Source organism: Microbispora siamensis (assembly GCF_016863095.1).
GTDB lineage: Bacteria > Actinomycetota > Actinomycetes > Streptosporangiales > Streptosporangiaceae > Microbispora > Microbispora siamensis.
This window is the reverse complement of the sequence record NZ_BOOF01000007.1, coordinates 14,596-35,762: the sequence shown is the minus strand read 5'-3', so window position 1 is coordinate 35,762 and position 21,167 is coordinate 14,596. Positions and strand designations below refer to the sequence as shown.

Here is a 21,167-nt window from a genome sequence, read left to right as displayed (position 1 = left end):
TCTCAGGAGCAGGTGGTGCCGTTGAGGGTGAAGGCGGTGGGTTTGGGGTTGGCGCCGGTGTAGGTGCCGTTGAAGCCGATCTGGACAGACTGTCCGGGGGTGATGGTCTTGTTCCAGTCGAGGTTGGCGGCGGTGACGTTCGCACCGGTCTGGGTCCAGGTGGCCGACCAGCCGGGTGGGGTGATCTTCTGGGTGCCGGGGAAGGCGAAGGCCAGTGTCCAGCCGTTGACCGCCGTGGCGCCGGTGTTGGCGATCGTGACGGTCGCGGTGAACCCGCCGCCCCAGTCGCTCGTGCCATAGGTCACCTTGCACCCACCACCGGCGGAGGGAGACGGCGACGGTGAGGGGGACGGGCTCGGCGAGACCGACGGGCTGGGGGAGGGGCTCGCCGAAGGCGACGCGGACGGCGAGGGCGACGCCGACGGAGACGCGGACGGCGACGGCGAGGGCGACGCCGACGGGGAGGCGCTGGGGCTGGGCGACGGCTCGGCGCCGGGCGGCGTGCCCCAGATGAGGCGGCCGTCGTTGCCGTACAGGGTCATGTGGTCCGCGCCCTTGGCCGACCAGTCGTTGGACGGGTCCCACGTCGCTCCGTCGGCCACGCCGATGCGGAGCTGCACCTCGCGGCGGTACTCCGACTGGCCGCCGGGGAAGATGAGCGTCCCGGTGCAGTCGACCTCGGCGTAGTACGTGCGCCCCTCCAGCAGGTGCGGCCCGGTGGGCTGCTTGCACTGTGTGTAGGACGTGCTCACCGTGACCTGGCTCGCCGTCGTCGAGCCGTCCAGGGTGAAGTAGTAGCGGAACTTCGCCTTGTCCAGCACGGTCGCCGGCCAGGCCGACTTGTTGATGACGAAGGTCTTGGCCGCCGTCTCCCGCGTCGTGTGGGTGATCGTCGGCTCCAGATAGAACTCCGGGCCGTCGGGCGTCTCGCGCGGCAGCGTGGCCAGGGGCGAGCCGCCGTACTTGCCGTAGAGGACGGCGAGCGAGCTGGTGATGCCGGAGTTGTAGTCGAGGGAGACCTCGTTCTTGACGTAGTCGCCGCGGCTGTCGGCGTAGGCGTCGGCGCCGTCCGGGCCGCCGACCAGCGCGCCGTACAGGACGTGCCTGCTCACGGCGGGCTCGCCGTCGGGGCCGGCGTTGGTCCAGGAGCCGTGCGCGCCGCGGTGGTGCGGGTTGCGCGGCGGGTTGGTCCCGAAGCCGATCATGTAGCTGGAGTGCCTGGGGTTGTCGCCGAGCGCGTAGTCGATCTGCCGCTTGCCGAAGTCGTGGTAGCGCGCGTAGAGCGGGTCGCCCGAGCCGAGGAAGTCGGCGTACCTTAACGCGACGAAGGCCGTGTTGGCGGCCATGCGCAACGAGGCCCAGTAGAAGATGTACGCCAGGCCGCCGGGCGTGATCGTGCCCTTCTTGCCCTTGTATCCGACGGTCCAGTAGTCGAGGTAGCGCTGGACGTCGTCCTTGTACTTCTGCTCGCCGGTCAGCTCGGCCATCTGCTCGTAGACGGCGTATTGCTTGTCGTTCCAGCCGAAGCCGAAGTTGAAGACCGGCACCTGCTGCCCGTTGCTGCCCGGGTCCTCCTGGCTGCCCATCTTCGGGTAGAACTCGCGCGCCCGGTCGAGGTAGCTCGCGGTGCCGGTGGCCCGGTAGAGCCAGACGGAGGCCCAGGCCAGCTCGTCCCAGTACATCTTCGTGGCGCCCTCGACCTGGCCGCCCTCACCCGTGGAGTTGTAGAACCCCTGCGCGGCGCTGACGCAGTTCACGTACGCCGTGTCGCGGCCGTTCGTCCCCTTGGTCGTGTCGGCGAACGTGAACAACTGCTTGGCGTGGGTGAGCAGCGTGTCGGCGTACGCCGGGTCGGTCGGCCGGAAGACGATCGACGAGGCGGCCATCGCGGCGGCGGTCTCGGCGGCGACGTCGGTGCCCGGGCACGACGCGGTGATCTTGTAGACCGGCCGCTTGTGGCCCTTGGCCTCGACGGTCTCCGGCGCGCCCCAGTAGGAGTGGTCCTCACCGCCGTCGCCGACCTGGACGTACAGGACGTTCGGCTCGGGGTGGGCGTGGATGAAGTAGTCGCCCGCCTGCCGGAGCGTGTTCAGCAGGTATGGCAACTGGCCCGAGCGCTCGTAGGACGCCCGGTAGTCCGCGCCGCCCCAGGCCAGCGTGGTGGTCATGGCCGCCATCGGGAAGCCGAACTTCACGTGGTCGCCCGCGTCGTAGAAGCCGCCGGACAGGTCCACCCCGGCGGACTTCCCGTCGTTGACGGTCGAGTCGGCCCGCCAGGTCACCCGGTTGGTGGACGGCAGGTGCCCCGACTCCTGCGCCTCGTAGAACAGGAACGACTTCTGCAGCGCCTCACCGTAGTTGACCGTGCCATTTTCACCGGCGGCCGAGACGGGGGTGGAAGTCGAGGTGACGGCCAGCAGGGCGCCGGCCAGTACGGTCGCCGTGCTCGCGCTCAGCAGCCGTCGCGGTAGTCGCATCACGTGCCCCTCGGAAAGGACGACGGGCCGGCCCCGCCGCGCGGGGCCGCCCCGGAAACGGGCGGGACGATCTCGGGAGGGCTCCCGCCCGGATCGTGCGTACGCGAGGTGGCGCGATCCAAGCACGCTCCGGTCACGGAGCGGTACGGCCAGGTCAGGACGGCCGAGGGCACGCCGCGGAGCTGAAACTTTCAGTTCAGCGCGACGTTCAGAGCGCCGGCATGAGCACACCCGCCAGGAGAACTCCGGCGACGACCAGGGTCACCACGAGCAGCGCCGTCCTGCCGGACCGGCGGCGGACGAGCTTCGAATTGTGCGCCATCGGAAGGTCCTTCGTCTCGTCGAGTCAGTTCCCGGACATGGGCGGACGCGTCAGTTCACGTGCACGGCGCAGCAGCGCCCTCCGGCGGGCATGGGCGAGCACGGCCAGCACCAGTGTGGCCGGCACGAACAGCCCTCCGACCGCCAGCACCGGGCCGAGGCCGGTGCCGCGCTGGACCGCCAGCGCGGCCAGGGCGGCGGTGGTGGCGAGTGATGCGGCCAGGGCGATCCACGCGGCGACCACCCGGTCGGTGGCGAACAGCGGCACCCGGCACATGAGCAGCCATCCGCCGTAGCCCGCCCAGGCCAGGCAGACCACGGTGAGAAGGGCGAACATCACCTGCGTGCGGCCGGGCAGCGGGCCGGGCTCGCCTCCCCACAGGGCGGTCAGGAACGCCGTGCCGGACAGCCCGGACAACAGCGACGTCACCGCCCGGACGCGCCTGGCACGGGACAGCGCCGGTTCGAGCCGCTCGATCATCTCCCGCGCCGACAGCCGCGGTTCCTCGGTCATGGCCGGTATCCCTTCTCCTCCAGATGCGAGCGCAACAGGCGACGTGCGCGGTTGAGCCGGGACTTGACCGTCCCGGCGGGGATCTCGCAGATCTGCGCGCAGTCCTCCACCGAGAGGTCCTGCAGGTAGAACAGGACGAGGATCTCCCGCTCGGGCATGGGCAGGCCCGACAGGAGGCTCACCAGCTCGGCGCGGTCCACCGCGGCGTCCACGGGATCGTCGACGGTCACGTCACCGGCCGCCAGGCTTTCGTGCGCGTGCTCGTGTTCCCTGGCGTACTGACCGCGCAGACGGTCGGTGACCGATCGGCGCGCGATGGTGAACAGCCAGGGCGCGAACCGGGCGGGTTCCCGCAACCGGGGCAGGCCGCGGATCACGGCCAGCCAGATCTCCTGGGACACGTCGTCGGCCCGCTCGGCGTCGAGCATGCGCCGCACGTACGTCCACACGGGCACCCGCCAGCGGGCCACCAGCTCGGCCAGCGCCGCGCGATCACCCAGTTGGGCGCGCACCACCAGTAGCTCGTCGGTCATCTCGTCCTCCCGTCACCCTGCACAGTCGGACGAGGGGCCGATCGGGTTCACACCGGCACGCGTGGGACCTGCCTCCGGCGATGAGGCAGGTCCTGGCCGCGAGGCGGCACACGCGCGGGTCGTGCCGGACCCGGCGCTCGAGTTCGCCCGACGGGCGGCGGCGCGGTGTGGCTACGCCTGTGCCGGCGCGGGCGCGTACGTCTCGACCTCGTGGTGCCGCAGCCGGTGGATCAGCGTGTCCAGCGCCCAGGCGCCGGGGCCGAAGACCGCGATGAGGAAGAACGACCAGCAGAACATCGCCGCCGCCTCACCGCCGTTCCGGATCGGGAACAGGCCCTGCGGCGCGTGCACCGTGAAGTACGCGTACGCCATCGAGCCGGAGCACAACAGCGCGCTGACCCGGGTGAGCAGCCCGGCGAGGACGAGCGTCCCGAAGACGAGCTGGATGGCCGCCGCCCACCATCCCGGCCACGTGCCGAACGCCACGGCATGACCGGTGCCGCGGTTGCCGCCCAGCACACCGAAGATCGTCGCCGCGCCGTGGCAGACGAACAGCAGCCCCGTCACCATGCGGAAAAGCGAGAGGACTGGTCCCCTGATCTGGTCCGATTTCAAGTGATCACCTTCTTGTCGTGCCTGCCGGACGGGCCGCGCCGCGTACGCGCGAACGCGATCCCGGCCGGCCGATGGGAACGCGCCGGAAAACCGGATCCGGCGGAAGAGAAACGGGAAACTCAGGCCGTCGCCTATTCGCAGTCATGGCAAAGTAAATCGGCCGTCATTTCCGGCGTTCCGTGGCTCACATTGTCGGCGAATTGGACGTGCGGCGGCGTGAAGCCGCGCGGATGTATGGGCAAAAGACCCAGAACCGCTGGTAAAAGTCCGAAATGAGCAGCATCATCGCTGGTGGATTCGGCGGTTCGCCCGTGGACCACGGTGGCCGCGCCTCACTTATTCGGCGGCGAATACGCAGGGCGGCGTAGTCCCAAGAATGCTGATATGAGTGCCACTAGTCAAGGGTTCAAGTAATCCTCTGTCAGGGAATGGCGACACCGCGTCGGGAAATCCGTGACGGCAGCCCGGCCACCTGCCCATTCTCGGGGACGCGGACGGTCCCGCTCCGGAAGACGGCGTGAAACTTTCTCATCGGACCACCGCCGGGAACCCGCGGGTCACCTCGTCCAGAGGCACTCCTGCGCCGTCCGCACGAGTGCCATCAACCCGGCCGACAGCCGTTCGCCCCGCCACGCGAGCGCGTACGTCAGGCGAAGGTCGCCCGCGTCCAGGGGGACGAAGGCGACGTCGTCCCTGCGGACGGACGTGACGACCAGGGAGGGGGTGGGCAGCAGGCCGACGCCGGCCGCGACCAGGTCGAGCGCGGCGGCGAAGTCGTCGATCTCGTCGGCCACCACGTGCTGCCGGTGCGGCCCGACGCGGGCGGCGAGCCGTGCCCACATCCCGCCTGGCGGGCGTTCGCGCGGCAGCAGAATGCGGTGCCGCGCGAGCCGTTCGGGCTGCAGGCGGGGCAGGCCGGCGAGCGGGTCCCCGGCCGGTACGGCCAGATGCCCGACGGGCACGTGGAAACGGGCGGCGGTGGTCAGCTCCCGCGGGAAGGGGGCGGCGAGGATGGCCGCGGTCACCTCGCCTGCCGCGAGGGCCGCGACGGCGGCGGCCCGGCCGGCCGGGCGCAGTTCCACCTCGGCCGGGGGATCGCGGCGTGCCATCCTGCGCGCGATCCGCGCGGCGAGGCCGCCGGCCGGCGGGGGATAGGCGAGGCGGACACCGATGCCCTCCGGCGCCGCGAGCCGCTCCGCCTCCGCCGAGAAGGCGGCCGCCGACTCCAGCAACGCCTCGGCGTACGGCAGCAGCGCCTTGCCGGCGGGCGACAGGCGGACCTCCCGGCTGGTCCGCTCGAACAGGCGGACCCCGAGCGCGCGCTCGAGACGGCCGACGGCCTGGCTCGCGGCGGGCTGGGAGACGCCCAGTTCCGCGGCGGCGCGGGAGAAGCTGAGGTGCCGGGCGACGAGGGCGAAGCAGCCGATGTCGCGCAGCGGCGGGCCGGAGTCCACGCTCCAGTATGGGGACCTCAGGCGGTCCTGCGCAGACGCAGGTCGCAGCCCGTCTGGCGGTAGAGCGCCAGTTGGTCGTAGTAGACCCGCCCGCTCGCGAACACGCCGTCCTCCATCGTGTAGGCGCCCGCGGCCGGCAGGACCACGCGGCGGCCGCTGCCCGGGATCTCCGTGCCGCCCGGCAGCAGCAGCGCCCCGGTGTGGGTGCCGCTGAACGTCCACTCCGCGATGATGGTGTCGTCCAGGACGGTCCATGCGGTGATCTCGTTGTGCATGTCGGGGAACGCCGTGAAGAGCTGCCGGAAATACCAGCCGATCTGCTCGTGGCCCTCGGTCACTCCCGCGGGCGTCACGAACACGGCCCTCGGGCTGAAGCATTGGATCAACCGCTCGACGTTCTGGACGTTGATGGCGCCCGTGAGCGCCTCTAACAGCCCGCCGATCTCAGCCATGCGCCTCCCGTCCCCGTCCTGGAACTCCTACCCGCGGCGACGGGTCACGACGCCGCCGTGGCGTGGCGTTGTTTTGCGAACAGGCCCTTGAGTCTCCAGCCGGTGGAGAGACCAGACTCGGGGTCATGGACGACGAGGGGCTGTTCACCATCGGGTGGCTCTCCCGCCGCACCGGGATGCCGGTGCGCACGATCCGGTACTGGTCGGACGTCGGCGCGCTGCCGCCGGCGGAGCGGAGCGAGGGAGGCTACCGGCTCTACGACGCCGGCGCCGTGGCCCGGCTGGAGCTCATCAGGACGCTGCGGGAGCTCGGTCTCGGCCTGGACGACGTACGGCGGGTGCTGGAGCGGAAGGTCACCCTGGCCGACGTCGCCGCCGTCCATGTGGACGCACTGGACGCGCAGATCCGCACCCTGCGGCTCCGGCGCGCGGTGCTCAGCACCGTCGCGAGGCGGCGGTCCGGCACGGAGGAGACGAAACTGTTGAACGATCTGGCACGGCTGTCCGCCGAGGAACGGCGGCGCATCATCGAGAACTTCGTGGACGAGGTCTTCGGCGGACTGGACGCCGATCCGGAGCTCAGGAACCGGATGCGGCACACCGAGATCGGCCTGCCCGACGACCCCACGCCCGAGCAGGTGGACGCCTGGGTGGAGCTCGCCGAACTCGTGCGCGACCCGGACTTCCGGCGGCGGATGCGCGACATGGTGGAGCACAACGCGCAAAACCGTGCGGGGCAGGAGCCGGGAGCCTTCATGTGGTTCGCGAAGAAGGTCGCCTGGCAGGTCGGCCAGGCGCGGGAGAACGGCGTGCGCCCCGACTCTCCCGAGGCCGCCGAGGTCGTCCGCCGCCTGCTCGGCGACATGGACGCCGACGGCCGGGCGGCTGTCAGGCGGCGCCTGGAGGCCGGCCTGTTCGCCGAGGCCGAGCGCTACCGGCATCTCATGGCCGTGATCAACGGCCGGGAGCCGAAGCCGTCCCATGCCGACGACTTCGCCTGGCTCCTCGCCGCCCTGCGGGCCCATCCCTGAGCACGGCCGACACCATCCGGGAGGCTCCGCCACGCTTCGGCGTTGACCGGACTGATCGTGGGCAGCGATGGCGTATGTCGTCGACGAGAACTCCTCGGATCACCTCCGGCCCCGACGGGGCCGCGGCGCACCGGAGACGCCGGACGATCCTCGTCGTGATGTGCGCCGGCATGTTCCTCGTGCAACTCGACGTGACCATCGTCAACGTCGCCCTACCGCACATCGGCGCGGACCTCCGGACCGGCCTGCCCGGCATGCAGTGGGTCGTCGACTCCTACACCGTCGTCCTCGCGGCGTGCCTGCTCGCCGCCGGCGTCGTGGGAGACCGGCTGGGACACCGCACCGTCGCCGTCGCCGGGCTCGCCCTCTTCGGGGCCGCCTCCCTGCTGTGCGGCCTCGCCCCCGGCATCGGCACGCTGGTCGCGGCCCGCGCCCTGCAGGGCTTCGCCGCCGCGCTGCTGCTGCCCAGCACCCTGGCGGTGGTCAACACGACCTTCCCGGAACGCGCGGAACAGGCCCGCGCCCTCGGCATCTGGGCGGGGGTGTCCGCCCTGGCGCTGCCCTGCGGCCCGGTGCTCGGCGGGCTGCTCGTCACCCTCGCCGGCTGGCGCTCGGTCTTCCTCGTCAACCTGCCCGTCGTCGTGGTCGCCATCGTGCTCACCCTCCGCCGCGTCGGCAGGGACGAGCCCGCACCCGACCGGCGGCTGGACGTCCCGGGGGTGCTCGCCGCGGCCGTCGCCCTGCTCGCCCTCACCTACTGCGCCATCGCGTACGGCCACTCGGGCGTCTCCGCCCAGACGGCGGCGGCCGCTGTGGTCGCCGTGCTCGGCACGGCCGCCCTGGCGTGGTGGGAACGGCGGGCTCCCGAGCCCCTCTTCCCGCCGTCCGTACTCGGCGGTTCCCGCTTCGTCGGCGCCAACGCCGTCGCCGCCATGATGAACTTCGTCGGGATCGGCTTCGTCTTCGTCGTCACCCTGTATCTCCAGGGTGTCCGCCACCACGACGCCCTGTCCGCCGGTGTCATGCTGCTACCGCTGTTCGCCCCCCTCGCACTGTGCGCGCCGATCACCGGGCGGCTCGCCGCCCGCTACGGACCCCGGCTCCCGATGCTGGGCGGGCTGCTGCTCGGCACGGCCGGCGCCGCCTGCCTGTCGCTGGTCACCCCCACCGGCCCCTACGCGGCACTCCTCCCCGCGCTCCTCGGCCTGGGCTTCGGCATGGGCCTGCTCACCGCGTCCGTGGTCGCGGCGGCGCTGCGCGCCGGGCCTCCCTCACGCCCCGGCCTGTCGTCGGGCGTCAACAACACCGCACGGCAGGCGGCCGGCGCGCTCGGCGTCGCCGTCCTCGGCGCCATCGTGCAGGATCCCGCCGACGCCGAGAGGTTCACCTCGGGTCTGCGATGGGCCGGCGGCCTGTCGGCCCTGCTGTGGATCGCCGCGATCGTCATCACCCTTCGTACGGTGCCGGGCCCGCAGGAGCGGGCCGGATGACCGTCCCCCCGTCATCGGGCGTCGGTGGGCGGCGCGGGAGCCGGCAGGCCGACCCGTTCGCGTACGGCCTGCCGGAAGTGCGCGCAGCCGGTGACGTCGTCGTGGTCGCAGCCCAGCGCGCACTCGATCACCTCCAGCGCCGCCCGGGCCCGTTCGATGCGGCGCCGGAGCTCGGCCTGCCGGCGGCGGAGGATCTCACGCCGCTCTGGCGCCGCGCGGGTGGCGATCATCTCCCGGATGTCGTCCAGGCCGAGACCCGCCTCCTTCGCCCGCAGGATCACGGCCACCCGGAAGATGTCGTCGGGGCCGTAACGGCGCCGGCCGCCCGCGACCCGGGCGGGCGTCAGCAGTCCCACCGACTCCCAGTGCCGCAGGACGTGCGTCGCGAGGCCGAACCGGGCGGCCGCCTCGCCGATGCCGATGGTCGGGCTTGACTTCATGCCGACATTAAGTCGGACGCTGTCCTCCATGTCGAACCCAACCCTCATCGCCCTTCTCGACCGCGTGGACAGGCATCCGGGCCAGGAGGCGCTGCGTGCGCGCTCCTACGAACTTCTCCGCCTGGCCGCCGGGAGCCGTGTGGTGGACGTCGGCTGCGGCGCCGGACTGGCCGTCGCGGAGATGGCCGCCCTGGGCGCGGAACCGATCGGCCTGGACGTGGACGGCCAGATGATCGGGCTCGCCCGGTCCCGGCACCCGGGCCTGGAGTTCCGCCAGGCGGACGCCTGCGACCTGCCGTTCGGGGACGGCGAGCTGGATGGTTATCGGGCCGACAAGGTCTACCACGGCCTGGCCGATCCGGCGCGGGCGGTGGCAGAGGCACGGCGGGTGCTCGCCCCGGGCGGGCGGATCGTGCTGGTGGGGCAGGACTGGGACACGTTCGTGATCGACTCGGACGACGCCGCTCTCACCCGGGTCATGGTGCGGGCGAGGGCGGACGCCGTCCCCAGCCCGCACGTGGCCCGCCGTCACCGCAACCTCCTGCTCGACGAGGGCTTCGCGGACGTCACCGCCGAGGTCCGTACGGGTGTCTTCACGGATGGTTCGCTCCTGCCGGTGGTCACCGGTGTGGCCGAGGGCGCGTACGCGGCGGGGGCGGTCACCCGGCGGCAGGCCGACGACTGGATCGCCGAGCAGACCGGGCGCGCGCGGCGGGGGAGGCTGTTCCTCGCCGTCCCCATGTTCCTGGCCGCCGCCCGGCGCCCGTGAGCGTACGGCCGGCCGAGGAGTTCATGGCGCAGCGCTGCAGGCCGCCCCGCCGACGGCCTGTCGTCCGGCGTGGCGGCGGGCTCAGGACATGGCGATGATCTGCCCGGTGACGTGACGGGCCTGATGCGAGGCCAGGAAGACGATCACTTCGGCGACCTCCTCCGGCGTGCCGACGTGCCGCAGGGGGCTTGTCGTGCGGACGGCCTCCTCGACCACGGGGGTGATCCAGCCGGTGTCGGTGGCGGGCGGACGGACCATGTTCGCCGTGATTCCGTAGCGGCCGAGTTCGGCCGCGGCGGACATGGTGTAGTTCTCCTGAGCCGCCTTGGCCGCGCCGTAGGAGACCTCTTCGGGGAACCCCTCCGGGCCGCCGGAGGTGAGCCCGATGATCCGCCCCCATGTGGCGCCGCGCCGTACGTGGCGGCGGGCGAATTCCGCGATCAGCAGGGCCGGTGCGCGCACGTCCACCGCGAACTGCCGATCGTGCGAATCGGCGTCGACGGGGCGCAGCGCCCGTCCGAAGCGGTCGCGGGCGTCGGGCAGAAAGGTGTCGGCCACCCAGCCGCTGGCATTGTTGACCAGGATCTCCACCGGGCCGAAGGCCGCCTCCGCCCTGTCGAACAGGCCCCCGATGGCGGTGGCGTCGGCGAGCTCGGCCTCGATCTGCTCGGCTCGGCCGCCCTCTCGCCTGATGCGGGTCACGACCTCCTCGGCGTCCCGTGCCCGCAGCCTGCCGTACGCCTCGGGGAAGGCCGGATCGCCGGCGTGCTCGGCGGGATCGAGCCGCTTGTACGTGAGGAGGACCGCCGCCCCGCACGCGGCCAGCGCGACCGCGATGGCCGCGCCGATGCCCTGGTTCGCCCCGGTGACCAGCGCCACCCGGTCCGTGAGTCGAGGATCGATCATCGCCATGAGTCTGGCACCCGCCGCGCGGCCTCCGCGAGGGATTTCCCACTGGCCGTCGGGGGCGCCGATCCCGTCTGCGCGACGGGACCGGCGCCGGAATGTCGGTGGCCGCGGCTAACGTTCGACCGTGACGATGTTCGATCTTTGAGGAAGGCCTCTGATGGTCACGGTCGACGATGTGCGGCGGGTCGCGCGGGCACTGCCCCGCACCGAGGAAGCGCTCGTGCGCGACCACGTGAAGTTCCGGGTCAGGGGCATCGTGTACGCCTCCGTCTCTCCGGACGAGACCCTGATGGGCTTCGCGTTCCCCAAGGAGGAGCGGGCGGCCCTCGTGGCATCCGAGCCGGAGAAGTTCCTCATGCCCCTTCCTTCGGACGAGCGCTACCAGTGGGTCCGGGTCAGGATGGCGGCCATCGACGAGACCGAGATGCGGGAGCTCGTCATCGACGCCTGGCGCATGGTCGTGCCCAAACGAGTAGCGGCCGCGTACCTCGCGAGCTGACGCGGCTCAGACGCGGGCGCCGCCGTCGACGCGCAGGACGGCGCCGGTCACGAAGGAGGAGCGGTCGCTCAGCAGCCAGTCGGCGGCCTCGGCGATCTCGGCCGGGTCGGCCCCGCGGCGCAGCGGTGTCAGCGCCGTGAGCCGCTCCTGGAGACCGGGGGACTCCGCTTCCCAGGCGCGGATCATCTCGGTGAGCGTGTTGCCGGGAGCGATGGCGTTGACGCGGATGCCTTCGGGGCCGTAGGTGACGGCGGCCGACTCGGTGAGGCTGTTGACCGCCCGTTTCATCGCGCCGTAGGCCGGCAGCTCCGGGTTGCCTCCCCAACTGCCGACGGACGAGTTGTTGACGATGGCGCCCGTGCCCGCGGTGGCCCGGATCGCCTCCACCTCGGCGACCATGGCCAGCCAGACGCCCTTGAGGTTCACGGCGTAGATGCGGTCGAAGTCGGCCTCCGGCATCCGGTCCATCGGGCCGGGCTGCTGGCCAATCGCCCCGTTGTTGAAGGCGACGTCGAGCCGGCCGTACAGGTCCACGGCGCGGTTCACGGCGGCGCGCACGCTCGCCGCGTCGGCCAGGTCGCACACCACGTAGTCCGCGGTGCCGCCCGCCGCCCGGATCTCCTCGGTCACCGCCTTCAGCTGGGCCTCCGTCCGGGCCGCGAGCAGCACTCGGGCGCCCTCCCGGGCGAACAGCCGCGCGGCGGCGGCTCCGATACCGCGTCCGGCGCCGCTGACGAAGGCGACCTTGCCGGCCAGCAGGCCCGCGGCGGCGGGCGTGGTCTGGGTGGGTGTGTCGGTGGTCGGTGTGTTGTCCATGGCAGTGAGCCTGCGCCGCTGGACGCGGCTCATCCAGGCATCGGCTGTACCTGGATAGGCTCCACGCGCTGGGCAGACTGGAGGTGTGAACCGACGAGAACTGGCCGATTTCCTGCGCAGCAGGCGCGAGCGGATCAGCCCTGCCGACGTGGGACTGCCCGCCGGGCCCAGGCGCCGTACTCCGGGGCTGCGGCGTGAGGAGGCGGCGCAGTTGGCGTTCATCTCGACCGAGTACTACACGCGGCTGGAGCAGGCCCGAGGTCCGCGCCCCTCGCGGGAGGTGCTGGCCGGGCTTGCCCGGGCCCTGCGCCTGACGGACGCCGAGCGCGCCCACCTCCACCACCTCGCCGGCGCGCCGCCCGCCCCGCCGCCGGGGCCCCCGCGCGAGGTGCGGCAGAGCATCCTCGACCTGCTGGAGAGGTTGCCGCAGGCCGCCGCGTTCGTGACGTCCGCGACGCTCGAGGTGCTCGCCTGGAACGAGCTGGCGGCCGCCCTCATGGAGGACTTCTCTGCCCTGCCGCGGCGCGACCGCAACCTGGTGCGCCGCGCGTTCCTCGGCCCGCGGCACGGGGGACGGCGGTTGTACGGGGTCTCCGACGCCGACGACTTCGCCCGCCACGCGGCCCGGCGCCTGCGTGCCGCTGCCGCCCGTTACCCCGACTCGCCCGAGGTGACCGGGCTGGTGGACGAACTCCTCGCGAAGAGCCCGGAGTTCGCGCGGCTGTGGGCTGCCCACGAGGTGGCGGCCGGGCCCACACTGTGCAAGACCTTCCAGCACCCGCTGGTCGGCCCGATCACCGTGAACTGCGACGCCCTTGACATCATCGACCGCGATCAGCAGGTGGTGATCTACACCGCCGTCCCCGGTTCGCCGTCAGAAGAGGCGCTACGGCTGCTGGCGGTCATCGGCACACAGCGCATGGACGCCCCCCGCTGAGCCACAGCAAAGCGACTGCGGCAGCCATTGCCGGCTCTCGATTCTCGATCATTGCTCGCCGGATCTCGGTGGACGCTTTCTCGCGAAGACGCTGGAGACGATATCCGCATCAGACTCTTCGACGGCGAGTTCCACCACACCCAGCTCCGGATGCTCGCATTCGAGGACGGCGCGTAACCGAATGGGGTGGCTCCACTTCCAGCGCTCGAATGCGGTGACAGGGCGATCTCCCTTCATGATCATGCCGGTGAGATCCGTCGTCGCCTTGCGCCGGCCGTCCAGCCTGCCGGTATACGTGAGACGGCCGGCTTCGAGATCCAAAATGCCGTGATGCCATGCTCCCCAGGTTGTGGCCTGGCGTAGGCGCACGGCACCCATCATCCTGATCCGCCCGCTGGGGAGACCCAGGCGCCGTGCGGCGTTGAATCTTTCGCGACGTTGCCGCGCCCTGCGTGCCCCGATGTAGGCCGAGAACATCATGAGGAATGGAAGGGCCAATTTGGCGACGAGTGTGATCGAGTGCCACAGCTGCATGAATCCCCAAGCAAATAAAGATCGTCGGTAGTCGAAAGCGGTGACAGCGGCAGTCTGTCCTCCTCTCCCGGGAGGTGCCAGTGCCGCGGCGGTACGGCTTCCTTGTCCAGCCTGCCGACCGGACAGGAATCGTCACCCACGCCCTCGATCACGTTCGCGCCGGCTTATGGATGCCGGCGGTTATCAGGACGACGGCGAAGTGATCCATAAGCGTGGGCAATGGATCCGGTGCGGCACAGCCGCGTACGGAGAGGATGCGAGCGTTCTGTTCGACGCATGAGGAGTGGTGATGACGTCGTCTTTTCCCGCATCGACCGCGCTGGGGTATCCGAGGATCGGGCCGGATCGGGAGTTGAAGCGGGCGCTGGAGTCGTACTGGGAGGGGCGTTCCAGCCGGGCGGGCCTGGAGGAGACCGCGCGGCGGGTGCGGGAGGACACCTGGCGGCGGCTCGCCGCGCTCGGCCTGGAAGGGCTGCCGTCGAACACGTTCTCCTACTACGACCAGGTGCTCGACACGGCGGTGCTGCTGGGCGCGGTGCCCGCGCGTTACCGGCACGACGACGACCTGACGACATACTTCGCGATGGCCCGCGGCGCCGAGGGGATCGCCCCGCTGCGCATGACCAAGTGGTTCGACACCAACTACCACTACATCGTGCCCGAGATCGGCCCGGACACGGTCTTCTCGCTCGACGCCGCCAAGCCGCTGGCGGAGGTACGCGAGGCCCGCGCGCTGGGGCTGGAGACCCGGCCGGTGGTGGTCGGGCCGGTGACGTTCCTGCTGCTGTCGCAGGCCGCCCCCGGCAGCCCGGACGGCTTCGCCCCGCTCGACCGGCTGGACGACGCGGTCGAGGTGTACGCGCGCCTGCTGGCCGAGCTGGCCGCGGAGGGCGTCGGCTGGGTGCAGCTGGACGAGCCAGCGCTGGTCGCCGACCGCACCGCCGCCGAGCTGGCCGCGGTCGAGGCGGCGTACGGACGGCTGGGACGGCTGGAGAACCGGCCCGCGCTGCTGGTCGCCTCCTATTTCGGGGATCTCGGCGACGCGCTGCCCGTCCTGGCCGGAACGCCGGTCGAGGCCGTCGGCCTGGACCTCGTCCGGGGCACGGCCCACGGTGTGGAGGCCCTGGCCGGCAAGACGGTCGTCGCCGGAGTGGTGTCGGGCCGGGACGTGTGGCGCACCGACCGGGACCGCGCGCTGGCCATGCTGCTCGCCGTACGGGAGCGCGCCGGGCGGGTCGTGGTGAGCACGTCGTGCTCGCTCCTCCACGTGCCGTACGACGTGGAACGGGAGACCGGCCTCGATCCGGCGCTGCGGGAGCGGCTGGCGTTCGCCGAGCAGAAGGTCGCCGAGGTGGCCGACCTCGCGGCTCTGCTCGCCGCCACACCTGGCCGTCACCTGCCCGGACACTCCGCTCCGGAGGACCGACCGCACCCCTCCCGGGTCCGGGCTGCGGAGGGCCGCGCGCCCTACGCCGTGCGGGCCGCGGCGCAGGCCGAGCACCTGAAGCTGCCGCTTCTTCCGGTCACCACGATCGGCTCCTTCCCCCAGACGGGCGAGCTGCGCCGGGCGCGGGCGGCCCTGGCGGCAGGGGAGATCGGCGAGGCGGCGTACGAGAGCATGGTCCGCGCGGAGATCGAGCAGGTGATCGCGCTGCAGGAGCGGCTGGGGCTGGACGTCCTCGTGCACGGCGAGCCCGAGCGCAACGACATGGTGCAGTATTTCGCCGAGCACCTCGACGGCTTCGCCGTCACCCGGCACGGCTGGGTCCAGTCGTACGGCTCGCGCTGCACCCGGCCGCCCATCCTCCACGGCGACGTGCGGCGGGCTGAGCCGATCACCGTCCGCTGGGCGGAGTACGCCCAGTCGCTGACGAGCAAGCCGGTCAAGGGCATGCTCACCGGCCCGGTGACGATCGTGGCGTGGTCGTTCGTCCGCGACGACCTGCCGCTGCGCGAGGTGGTGTTCCAGGTCGCCGACGCCGTACGGGAGGAGGTGGGCGACCTGGAGGAGGCGGGCATCCGCGTCATCCAGGTCGACGAGCCCGCGCTGCGCGAGCTGGTGCCGCTGCGGCGCGCCGAGCAGGCCGCCTACCTGGAGTGGGCCGTCGAGGCCTACCGATGGGCCACTTCGGGCGCGAGCGAGCACACGCAGATCCACACGCATCTGTGCTATTCGGACGCCGACGAGATCCTCGCCGCGATCGACGCTCTCGACGCCGACGTGACGAGCATCGAGTCGGCGCGCTCGCGGGGGCGCGTGCTCGGCGCGGTCGGCGCCTTCCCCAGGGGATTGGGGCCGGGCGTGTACGACATCCACTCGCCGCGCGTGCCGGGCGCCGACGAGGTGGAGCACCTGCTCACGGAGGCGTTGCGGACGGTGCCCGCCGAGCGGTTGTGGGTCAACCCCGACTGCGGGCTGAAGACCCGCTCGTACGAGCAGGTCGAGGCGGCGCTCGCCAACGTGGTCGAGGCGGCGGCCCGCGTGCGCGAGCGGCTGTTCCGCGACGTCCGCTAGCGGCCGGCGCTGGCCAGGACGACGCCCCGATAGAGGACGAGCGGGGCGCCGCCGTCGAGGCGGGCCACGACGATCTCGTCGTCGGGGCCGGGACCGGCGCGCAGGCTGTCTCCGGGGCGCAAGGAGACGATGAGGTGCCGCCCGTCGGCGGTGGGCAGCACCCCGGCGACGGTCTGGTCCTCCCGGGCCCCGGTGGTGATCCGGACGGCGGCACCCGGTTCGCTCACCACCGTGAGCGAGCCGCCACCGGTGCCGCCGTCGCCGCCGCCACCGCCCCCACCGTCGCGGGTGTCGCCGGAGAACAGGATCCGGCGCCCGGGAAGGGCCGTGACCGGGGACGCACCGGCCGGCCCGGCCGCGGCGACCCCCTCGGACGTGAGGGCGGCCACGACGCCGTCCGGCGCGAAACGGATGCCCGTAACGCCCGGGGCGTCCGTTCCGGAACCGGCCGGCTGCCCTCCCGATGGGACGGCGGGGAGCGGAGCGGCCTGCCGGGCGCGCGGTATGGTGACGGCCCGGCGCGCCCGGGCCTGCCGGAGGTCGACCTCCCACACCTCGGCAGGCTTCGGGTCACCGATGTCCGCGTCCCGGGCGAGCACCGCGACGAGCGCGTGATCGCCCGCGACGACGATCTTCACGCCGCCGTCGCTCGCGGGGAAGCCTTTCACCGGAGCGAGCGTGCCCGTCCGCAGGTCGGCCACGACCAGGCGCGGGCGGGCACGGCCCGCCGTCGCGAGGGCACGGCGGCCGTCCGGGGCGAAGCCGACCGCGCCGACATCCTCTGCCAGCCGCCGGACCTCGCCGTGGAAGCCGGCGACGGCCAGTGCCGGCGGACGGTCGCCCTGCCGCAGGACCGTCGCGTACCCGTCGCCGGTGAAGACGCCGGGGGCGCCGCGGTCCGACCGGCCCACAGTCGCCGGGGTGCCGCCGCGGGTGTCGGTGATGACGAGCGCGTCGTCCCGCAGCGACGCCAGGTAGCGCCCGTCGGGGGAGACGGCCACCGGAAACGCCGGTACGGAGGTCCTCGGGGTCGCGGTGCCGTCGCGCAGGTCGACGCCGCCTGCGCTGGTCGGTCCCGGGGCGTACCAGTACACGCCCCCGTTGGGGGCGCGCTCGCACTGCGCCTCGGGCCCTGGCTGCTCGGTCCGGCCGTCCGTACGGACGAGGACGCACCGCCCGGTGGTCGCGGACACGGTGGGGCCGACGGGGAAGGTCCCGGTGACGAAGACATGACCGGGGAGCGTGGCGTCGACCACGTCGCCGGAGACCAGGACGGCGTCCCGGGGATCCCCGGCCAGGCCGCGTACCGCGATGGGCGCGGCCGGGTCGCGTACCGCGATGGGCGCGGCCGGGTCGCGTACCGCGATGGGAGCGGCCGGGTCACCCAGTGCGACCTCCACGTGCCGGCGGACCCATGTGCCCCTCGTCAGCGCGTCGCCGAACCGGCCCACCCGGATCAGGCCGAGCAGGTCGTCCCGCGTCTTGTCGGGCACGCGGGCGAGGAAGACGGCCGCACCGGGTCCTTGGACGTCGGCGGGCAGCGGGTTGACGCGTGCGGCCAGGTTTTCCGGCCCCGGCGACCCGCCGGGGGAGCAGGCCGCGAGCGTGAGCAGGGCGAGCACCACGGCCGCGGGCGTACGCAGACCCATGAACGCGATCTTAGATACCCCCGCCGCCCGCGTCCCCAAGACCCGGGGAGAACGGCTCAGCCCGGCTTGGCGGAACTTCGGGGGACCACCAGGCCGGACTCGTAGGCGAAGACGACGAGCTGGGCGCGGTCCCGCGCGCCGAGCTTGGTCATCGCCCTGCTGACGTGGGTCTTGGCGGTGAACGGGCTGATCACCATGTGCGCGGCGATCTCCTCGTTGGTGAGGCCGCGCGCGACCAGGGAGACGACCTCCCGCTCGCGGTTGGTGAGCTCCTCCAGGGCCGTCGTCGGCACGGCGTCCGGAGGGCGGGAGACGTACTCGCTGATGAGCGTCCGGGTGACCGCCGGGGACAGCAGGGCGTCGCCGCGCGCCGCGACCCTGATCGCCTGGAGAAGCTCCACCGGCTCGGTGTCCTTGAGCAGGAAGCCGCTCGCGCCCGCCCGCAGCGCGTCGAACACGTAGCGGTCGAGCCCGTAGTTGGTCAGGATCACCACCCGGGTGGCGGCCAGGCGGGGATCGGCGGCGATGCGGCGGGTCGTCTCGATGCCGTCCATCACCGGCATCTGGACGTCCACGAGCGCGACGTCGGGGACGTGCCGCTCGGCCAGGGCCAGGCCCTCACTGCCGTCGCCCGCCTCGCCGACCACCTCCACGCCGTCCTCGGCGTCGAGCAGCGCCCTGAACCCGGCCCGGATGAGCGCCTGGTCGTCCACCAGCAGCACCCTGATCACGCCGCTCCCTCCCCGACCGGCACGGGCAGCTCGGCCTGGATGGTGAAGCCGCCGTCCGGCCCGGGACCGGTCTGGAGCCGCCCGCCGAGCGCGGACACCCGCTCCCGCATGCCGGTCAGTCCCACGCCCGCGCGAACCGCTTCGGGCCGGACCGCCGTGGCCGTCTCGGAGGCCACGCCGGCGCCCTGCCGTGGTGTGACGCCCTGCCGTGGTGTGACGCCGTGCCGTGGTGTGCCGCCGGGCAGGCCCCCGCCGTCGTCCTCGACGCGTACGACGAGGGTGTCGGCCAGGTAGCGGACGTGCACGGACGCCGAGGCGTTGCCCGCGTGCCGCGCCACGTTGGTGAGCGCCTCCTGCACGATCCGGTAGGCGGCCAGGTCGACCTCCGGCGGCAGGGCGCGGGGCGTGCCGGTGACCGCCAGCGTGGCCGGCACACCCGCCGACCGCGCCCGCTCGACCAGCTCGCCGATCCGGTCGGCCCGGGCGATGCCGGGCGCGTCGTCGGGGCCGGGTTCGCGCAGCTCCCGCATGGCGTCCGCACTCGCGTCCTGGATCGCCAGCAGCGCCGCCGGCACGTCCTCGCCCCGCTTGCGCGCCAGGTGGACGGCCACACCGGCCTGCACCTTGATGATCGAGATGCTGTGGGTGAGCGAGTCGTGCAGCTCCCTGGCGATGCGCAGCCGCTCCTCGCCGGCCCGGCGGCGCGCGACCTCCTCGCGGGTGCGCTCCGCCTCGACGGCACGCTGCTCGGCCTGGCGCAGGTACGCCCGGCGCTGCCGGGAGACGACCCCCGCCACGTTGGCGGCGACGAACCAGCCGACCAGCAGGCCGACCCGTTCCACCACCTCGCGCGGGGTCCGCGTGCCGAGATCCGACAGGTCCGACAGCAGGACGCCGCCGAGGTAGGCCGCGCTCACCGACGCCGCCCACACACGCCGGCCCCCGGCGGCCGCCGAATACACCGTGACCATGACGGGAAAGGCGGGCGCGATCTCGGGCTGCACCCGCAGGGCGTAGGCCAGCATGCACGCCGCGGAGACGACGAGCGCCGTCACCGGCGCCGACCTGCGCGCGACCAGGGCGGCGGCCCCGCCCACCAGGAGCAGGTAACCCACCACCCCCACCTGCGCGGGGCCGTTCGGCGAGCCGGGAATGAGGGTGCCGCCCGCGAGCAGCACCGCCACGACGGCCGCGATCGCGGCGTCCACGATCACCGGTGAGCCGGGGGACGCCGGTGGGCTGGTGGACGCCTGCCGTCCGTGATCGCCGTCCATGTCCGAAGCGTAACCGCGCCCGATGGACACCGCCTCCTCCCGGCGGACCGATCCCGCGCTACTCCCACCGGAGTACGCCGGGCCGCCACTCGCCGTGCCGGGACCGGCCCGGAACGCCTTCCGCCGTACGACGACGGGGCCGGTCGCGCCCGGCAGGATCGGGCCGCATGACAGCACGACCGACGAGGAGACAGAGATGCCGACGCCGTACCGCTACGTGACCCCGGTGCCCACGGAGGCGGCGGCGGGGCTGACCGCCGAGGTCTACGCCCAGATCGCCCGTGATTTCGGCATGGCCCGCATGCCGCTGTTCCTGACGCTGTCCCCCGCTCCGGAGGTCCTCGCTCCCACGTGGGCGATGCTGCGCGAGTCGCTGCTCGCCGGTCGGGCCCCGAGGGCGGCGAAGGAGGTCGTCGCCGCCGGGGTCTCCCTCGCCAACAAGTGCCCGTTCTGCGTCGACGCGCACACCGTGCTCCTGCACGCGACCGGCGAGCACGACCTGGCCGAGACCGTCGCGCGCGGGCGGACGCCGTCCGATCCGGAGCACGCCCGGCTGTTCGCCTGGGCCACCGGCACGGCCACGGCCGGGCAGGCGCCGCCGTGCCCGCCCGGTCACGCGGCCGAGCACATCGGCACGGCCCTCGCCTTCCACTTCATCAACCGGATGGTGTCGTCGCTGCTGACCGACAACCTCCTGCCCGCCGGCCTGCAGCGGTCCCGGCTCGTACGCGGCCTGGGCGGCCGGGCCCTCGCCAGGACGGTACGCCGCAGGCTGCCGCGGGGCGAGGCGCTGCCGCTGCTGCGTGGGCTGCCGTCGGGACCGGCCCCGGCGTGGGCGGAGGGAACCCCGGCCGGGACCGCGTTCGCCGCGCTGCGTGCCGCGGCGGGAGAGGGGGCCGCCCTGCTGGGCGACACGGCCAGGGAGGCGGTCGTGGAGGCCGTCGCGGCCTGGGACGGCGAGCACCCTCCGCTGTCCGGCTGGCCGTCCGGTCCGCTGGCGGACGTCGCGCCGGGACAGCGCCCGGCCGCCCGGCTCGCCCTGCTGGCCGCCCTCGCGCCCTATCGGGTGACCGACGCCGACGTGGCCGCCTGGCGGGAGGCCGGGGGCGGCCGGTACGACGCCGACCTCGTGCGGCTGCTCGCGTTCGGGGCGATCACCGCGGTCCGGCGGATCGAGGCCGCGCTCGCCGTGCCGGCCTGACGCGAC

20 protein-coding genes are annotated in these 21,167 nt (G+C 72.9%); 7 read left to right on the top strand and 13 right to left on the bottom strand.

Going from position 1 to position 21,167, the window contains the following annotated elements; all coding sequences use genetic code 11:
- Nucleotides 1-2: 2 nt before the first annotated feature.
- The 6 genes from Msi02_RS09715 to Msi02_RS09690 form a co-directional block, all read right to left on the bottom strand.
- On the bottom strand, nt 3-2,477 hold the full coding sequence (locus Msi02_RS09715) for a glycoside hydrolase family 9 protein (protein WP_204048034.1): 2,475 nt from the start codon (nt 2,475-2,477) through the stop codon (nt 3-5).
- A gap of 346 nt (nt 2,478-2,823) precedes the next feature.
- Nucleotides 2,824-3,312 carry a hypothetical protein gene (locus Msi02_RS09710; RefSeq protein ID WP_204048033.1) on the bottom strand — a complete coding sequence of 163 codons (489 nt, stop codon included), beginning with the start codon at nt 3,310-3,312 and terminating at the stop codon, nt 2,824-2,826.
- Nucleotides 3,309-3,845, bottom strand: coding sequence for an RNA polymerase sigma factor (locus Msi02_RS09705; RefSeq protein ID WP_204048032.1), 537 nt, complete (start codon nt 3,843-3,845; stop codon nt 3,309-3,311). Before Msi02_RS09705 ends, Msi02_RS09710 begins: the two co-directional genes overlap by 4 nt.
- 171 nt (nt 3,846-4,016) lie before the next feature.
- The gene (locus Msi02_RS09700) at nt 4,017-4,460 is read right to left on the bottom strand and encodes a DoxX family protein (protein WP_275414110.1); all 444 of its coding nucleotides are present in this window, start codon (nt 4,458-4,460) and stop codon (nt 4,017-4,019) included.
- A gap of 557 nt (nt 4,461-5,017) precedes the next feature.
- Entirely contained in the window at nt 5,018-5,914 is an 897-nt protein-coding gene (locus tag Msi02_RS09695; protein ID WP_204048030.1) for a LysR family transcriptional regulator, read from the bottom strand.
- Nucleotides 5,915-5,931: 17 nt separating this feature from the next.
- Entirely contained in the window at nt 5,932-6,366 is a 435-nt protein-coding gene (locus Msi02_RS09690; RefSeq protein ID WP_204048029.1) for an ester cyclase, read from the bottom strand.
- A gap of 125 nt (nt 6,367-6,491) precedes the next feature.
- Between Msi02_RS09690 and Msi02_RS09685 the strand changes: the two genes are divergently transcribed.
- Nucleotides 6,492-7,397 (top strand): helix-turn-helix domain-containing protein, encoded by a 906-nt coding sequence (locus tag Msi02_RS09685; RefSeq protein WP_204048028.1) that lies wholly within the window; start codon nt 6,492-6,494, stop codon nt 7,395-7,397.
- A gap of 74 nt (nt 7,398-7,471) precedes the next feature.
- On the top strand, nt 7,472-8,887 hold the full coding sequence (locus Msi02_RS09680; protein WP_239108261.1) for an MFS transporter: 1,416 nt from the start codon (nt 7,472-7,474) through the stop codon (nt 8,885-8,887).
- 11 nt (nt 8,888-8,898) lie between these two features.
- Here the strand turns inward: Msi02_RS09680 and Msi02_RS09675 are convergent, their stop codons facing one another.
- The gene (locus Msi02_RS09675; protein WP_204048027.1) at nt 8,899-9,327 is read right to left on the bottom strand and encodes a MerR family transcriptional regulator; all 429 of its coding nucleotides are present in this window, start codon (nt 9,325-9,327) and stop codon (nt 8,899-8,901) included.
- 28 nt (nt 9,328-9,355) lie between these two features.
- Between Msi02_RS09675 and Msi02_RS09670 the strand changes: the two genes are divergently transcribed.
- Entirely contained in the window at nt 9,356-10,096 is a 741-nt protein-coding gene (locus Msi02_RS09670; protein ID WP_204048026.1) for a methyltransferase domain-containing protein, read from the top strand.
- 81 nt (nt 10,097-10,177) lie between these two features.
- Here Msi02_RS09670 and Msi02_RS09665 read toward each other — a convergent pair whose 3' ends face one another.
- On the bottom strand, nt 10,178-11,002 hold the full coding sequence (locus tag Msi02_RS09665; RefSeq protein ID WP_079319819.1) for an SDR family NAD(P)-dependent oxidoreductase: 825 nt from the start codon (nt 11,000-11,002) through the stop codon (nt 10,178-10,180).
- A 160-nt stretch (nt 11,003-11,162) separates the two neighbouring features.
- Between Msi02_RS09665 and Msi02_RS09660 the strand changes: the two genes are divergently transcribed.
- The gene (locus Msi02_RS09660; RefSeq protein WP_079319808.1) at nt 11,163-11,504 is read left to right on the top strand and encodes an MmcQ/YjbR family DNA-binding protein; all 342 of its coding nucleotides are present in this window, start codon (nt 11,163-11,165) and stop codon (nt 11,502-11,504) included.
- A gap of 6 nt (nt 11,505-11,510) precedes the next feature.
- On the opposite strand, the gene Msi02_RS09655 is transcribed toward Msi02_RS09660, so the two are convergent.
- A complete protein-coding gene (locus tag Msi02_RS09655; RefSeq protein ID WP_204048025.1) occupies nt 11,511-12,320 on the bottom strand; it encodes an SDR family NAD(P)-dependent oxidoreductase in 810 nt (269 codons plus the stop codon).
- An 85-nt stretch (nt 12,321-12,405) separates the two neighbouring features.
- Here Msi02_RS09655 and Msi02_RS09650 point away from each other — a divergent pair, with 85 nt between their 5' ends.
- The gene (locus Msi02_RS09650; protein ID WP_204048024.1) at nt 12,406-13,257 is read left to right on the top strand and encodes a helix-turn-helix transcriptional regulator; all 852 of its coding nucleotides are present in this window, start codon (nt 12,406-12,408) and stop codon (nt 13,255-13,257) included.
- Between the two features lie 48 nt (nt 13,258-13,305).
- Here Msi02_RS09650 and Msi02_RS09645 read toward each other — a convergent pair whose 3' ends face one another.
- Nucleotides 13,306-13,791, bottom strand: coding sequence for a hypothetical protein (locus tag Msi02_RS09645; protein WP_204048023.1), 486 nt, complete (start codon nt 13,789-13,791; stop codon nt 13,306-13,308).
- Nucleotides 13,792-14,080: 289 nt separating this feature from the next.
- Between Msi02_RS09645 and metE the strand changes: the two genes are divergently transcribed.
- Entirely contained in the window at nt 14,081-16,306 is a 2,226-nt protein-coding gene (metE, locus tag Msi02_RS09640) for a 5-methyltetrahydropteroyltriglutamate--homocysteine S-methyltransferase (RefSeq protein WP_204048022.1), read from the top strand.
- Here the strand turns inward: metE and Msi02_RS09635 are convergent.
- The 3 genes from Msi02_RS09635 to Msi02_RS09625 are packed head-to-tail and all read right to left on the bottom strand — an operon-like array spanning nt 16,303 to nt 19,960.
- Entirely contained in the window at nt 16,303-17,955 is a 1,653-nt protein-coding gene (locus Msi02_RS09635; RefSeq protein WP_204048021.1) for a TolB-like translocation protein, read from the bottom strand. The genes metE and Msi02_RS09635 overlap by 4 nt on opposite strands.
- Nucleotides 17,956-18,011: 56 nt before the next feature.
- Nucleotides 18,012-18,686 (bottom strand): response regulator, encoded by a 675-nt coding sequence (locus Msi02_RS09630; RefSeq protein WP_204048020.1) that lies wholly within the window; start codon nt 18,684-18,686, stop codon nt 18,012-18,014.
- On the bottom strand, nt 18,683-19,960 hold the full coding sequence (locus Msi02_RS09625; protein WP_204048019.1) for a sensor histidine kinase: 1,278 nt from the start codon (nt 19,958-19,960) through the stop codon (nt 18,683-18,685). The genes Msi02_RS09630 and Msi02_RS09625 overlap by 4 nt, the downstream gene beginning before the upstream one ends.
- Before the next feature lie 22 nt (nt 19,961-19,982).
- Here Msi02_RS09625 and Msi02_RS09620 point away from each other — a divergent pair, with 22 nt between their 5' ends.
- A complete protein-coding gene (locus tag Msi02_RS09620) occupies nt 19,983-21,161 on the top strand; it encodes a carboxymuconolactone decarboxylase family protein (RefSeq protein ID WP_239108260.1) in 1,179 nt (392 codons plus the stop codon).
- The last annotated feature ends 6 nt before the right edge of the window (nt 21,162-21,167 follow it).